2 protein-coding genes are annotated in these 3,657 nt (G+C 48.8%); both read right to left on the reverse strand.

The window, feature by feature from the left end; translation table 11 throughout:
* Positions 1 to 273 precede the first annotated feature (273 nt).
* Positions 274 to 1,323 (reverse strand): hypothetical protein, encoded by a 1,050-nt coding sequence (locus IM319_RS11385; RefSeq protein ID WP_286826067.1) that lies wholly within the window; start codon positions 1,321 to 1,323, stop codon positions 274 to 276.
* Between the two features lie 113 nt (positions 1,324 to 1,436).
* Positions 1,437 to 3,479, reverse strand: a complete 2,043-nt coding sequence (locus IM319_RS11390) for a PP2C family protein-serine/threonine phosphatase (RefSeq protein ID WP_287735675.1) — start codon at positions 3,477 to 3,479, stop codon at positions 1,437 to 1,439.
* Positions 3,480 to 3,657 lie beyond the last annotated feature (178 nt).

Consider the following 3,657-nt stretch of genomic DNA (forward strand, 5'->3'; position numbering starts at 1 on the left):
GTCAGTCTGTAGAGCGACCATAAGACCAGAACAGAGTAAATCTGTTAAGGCAGGTGCGAAACCCCGCAAGGGAAAGAAGCAGAAACCTAAATCGTGAGGTTTGGGAATCACCGTCCGTTTACGGCGGTGAGGATGTCAAAAAAGTTGAGGATATTCAGAGATTATAGCAGCAAGCCGTTAGGGGAATAGGGTAATGGGGGGATAGGGGAATTTCAACTAAAACCCTAAAACCCTAACACCCCAACACCCAACACCCAACCACCAAAAAAGCATCTAACTTCCCCCATCGCTGATAATGCGTAAACGTACAATTTTTTGCCCACCTTCATCCAGTTCTACTTCGATCACTTCACTGGTTAAACTTTCCAAACAGGTTAACATCGATCGCAGATGGGGATTACTTGCTCCTGTATCCACATAGAGGCGATCGGACAAACTACCCAAACGTTTCCAAGTAGTATAAAGTTTAGCTACGGCTTGCTCTAATTGTGTGGCTTGTTTAACCAGATCCGCCGCCGTATTTAGACAATCGACGCGCAAAGCTTCTTCTAGAGCCATTTCAATATCTAAATTACCCCGTCGGAGAGTTTGTACTTGGGCTGCCGCATCGAGATATTTAGCTAAACTGCGTGCTTCCGAGGTGATTAATTTTACTGTGTCCACATCGGGATTAGCGGCGATTTCTTGACGGAGAGTTTCGATATGAGTATCGGGTAACTTTTCTAATTCTTTCACTAGAGGGGCGAGATGACGCGCCGGTAAACTACCATCGCTGGCTTTTTCTTTCACCTCATCGGGTAGTAAATCTGAACTCATCGCCGTCCATTCATCGGCCAATTGCTTCACCTCCCGACGGGTAATTCTCTCCCCTTGTCGGGCCGCATCACTGACTAATTTTTGAATTTCGGGGGCAGATTTGGCCGTTTCTACGAAGGCGCGTTTACTAAAATTATTGATACTATCGGGATCCAGTTGTCCTTCTGCTAGGAGAGTATCGGCACTATTAGCCAATTGAATCAGAGCATAAGCTTGACTTTTAGTGATTTCTCGCTGTTTTAACCAGTTTAAAAAGCCTGTACCGCGACTATCACCGCCTTGCTTTTCCCGGTCGCGAATAGCTCGCAAAATTCGCCCCCGCCAGATTTCCGTTTGCAAATCAAAGCGATCGCAAACTTTCCAAAAAGAATCCAGTTGCTGCTGAAAGTCATGATCTTGGATGGTTTCATCTTCGGGATCCGGCAGTTGAAAGTTAAACTCTAGAGGCGTTTCAAAGGCATCAATGATCGCGGAGGTGTCGGAGGAGAACGTCGCAGCATCAACCATAGGATAGACTCGGCAGTTAATCGGGCATTTTATCTTAACTCGCCCTGGCAACCCCCGACAAGCCGATTAATCTTCAGTCACATATAGGGAAGTGGGGAAGTGGGAATTATGAATTAGGGATTGTGGGGAGTGGGACTGGTGACAGGTGCGGGAGGTGTCGTCCCCGGACTCGGACTGGTGACAGGTGCGGAAGGTGTCGTCCCCGGAGTGGGACTCGGACTGGTGACGGGTGCGGGGGGTATCGTCCCCGGAGTGGGAGTCGGACCGGTGACGGGTGTGGGAGAAATCGATGGATTGGAAGCGGGATGAGGACTCAGGAATTGCCAAGCGATCGCAGCCAGCAAACCGAGAACACCGACAGCGATCGCTCCTACGACTAGGGGTGAAACCCTAGTGAGCGCGGGGGGAGAAGTATGACTAGAAACCGAAGAAGATGCGGGGGGGGGAGTGGGTATTGCTGTCACCACTTCTTCTCCGGAGTAGGTGTCCCCGCTGTAATCAAAATCTTGGTCATTAAGATCGGGAATAATCCGTTCTTTGGCCTGATCATAAACTAAAGGCGTGACAGGTTCAGCCTTAGGAACTACCCGACAATAAACTAGGGCGATGGTGGAATTATCGTGACCGTTTTTCTGGTTAGCTAGTTGTAATAAACTTTCCCCCACAGCGGTTACATTTTTCTCTCCTCGCAAAAGAGGTAGAATTTCACTGTCCCAGTATTGTTCTACCCGATCATAATCACTCAAACCATCGGAACAGAGGAGAAAAACACAATCTTGATCAATAATCAACCTCTGAACAGTGGGATGGAGATTAGTGGCGCTACTCATGCCCAAAGCTTGCACCAAGGCCCCGGCGTTGGGATACTGTATGGCATCACGATAGAGGAGATAGCCTAATTTCACTTCCCTGGAAGCGAGATCATCATCCACCGTCACTTGATGACAACTGTGGGGAGTAATCCAATAGATGCGGGAATCCCCCACATGGGCCGCGTACATTTCCTGGGCCTGGGCAAAAGCCATAACTAGAGTCGTACCCATGCGCTGACGCTCTTGTCTTGACTCCTGATCATTGCGTTGACTGATCAGATCATTGGTGACACGAATCGCCTGTTCGAGGACAAGACTGTGACTCTCGGGATAGACTTCAATATCAGTGGTGGGACTGCGATTAATTTCCCTAGGCAGGGTTTCGATCGCCAATTGAGCAGCGATTTCGCCCCCTTCCTGACCGCCGATGCCATCACAGACAATCGCCAGGGGATTTTGACCATGAGCGAGGGTTATGGCCTGATTAGTCGGGGGATAACAGGCATCCTCGTTGTGTTCCCGCAGCGGACCGGTATCGGTGCAGGTAAAAATCTCATAGCTGCGTTCTTGACCTCCACCGTAGTGCTGTAGTGCATAATCGAGGATAGCGATCAGGGATTCCGGGCGATCGAGATCACCGGATTCTAGCTCTTGGGTCAGGGATGCGAGAAAATCTTGAATATTAGCGGCTGCCGTCGGCATCAGACCGGCCCACAGGGCCCCTAAATCTCGTAAATTGGGAGCGGTAGCCTCGTCTTTGCTTAATTCTAGCAATTGCAGCAGCTGATTATTCACTCTCATCAGAGAAGGGTTGAGCAGACTAGAGACCACAGCTTTTTTCTGGAGGGGATGCCAGAGTTTGGCCATTTGCCATAACCAGTGAATTTGCCTTAAATCGGAAGCTTGCGACCAAACCTCGGCCAGAGTGGGCAATAGTTGCGGATATATTAATTCTCCCGTTTCATCGAGGGGAATAGTGCCGTATTCCAACAGCCAGATGTCCATATTTAAGCGTTCATCGGGACTGGGAATATAGCCATAGACTTGGGGAATGTGGAGATGGAAGGGTAATAATTTTAGGTAGAGGGAAATCCAGCTAGGAGGTTCGTCCGGCGCTTGGGGTGCTTGAGCGGGTTTAGTATCAAGAACAATTTGTGGTTGTTTGACCAAATAACGATTATCAATTAGCTCACCAACATGATAATAGGTTCTCACCCAATCACCCATCATCCATAAATAGCGCTTAACTAAAGGAGTACCGCATTTTTCACAGAATCTATTAGTGAGAGCGTTCGGGGATAGACAGGTTAGGTTTTGACATTGGAGGGTTGTCACGGAATCCATGAAAACTGCTGACTCCTAAAGCGCGGTTAGTATAGGTTATTGACATCCTCACCGCCGTAAACGGACGGTGATTCCCAAACCTCACGATTTAGGTTTCTGCTTCTTTCCCTTGCGGGGTTCCGCACCTGCCTTAACAGATTTACTCTGTTCTGGTCTTATGGTCGCTCTACAGACTGAC

The sequence above is a fragment of the Microcystis sp. M113S1 genome (assembly GCF_020246945.1).
GTDB lineage: Bacteria > Cyanobacteriota > Cyanobacteriia > Cyanobacteriales > Microcystaceae > Microcystis.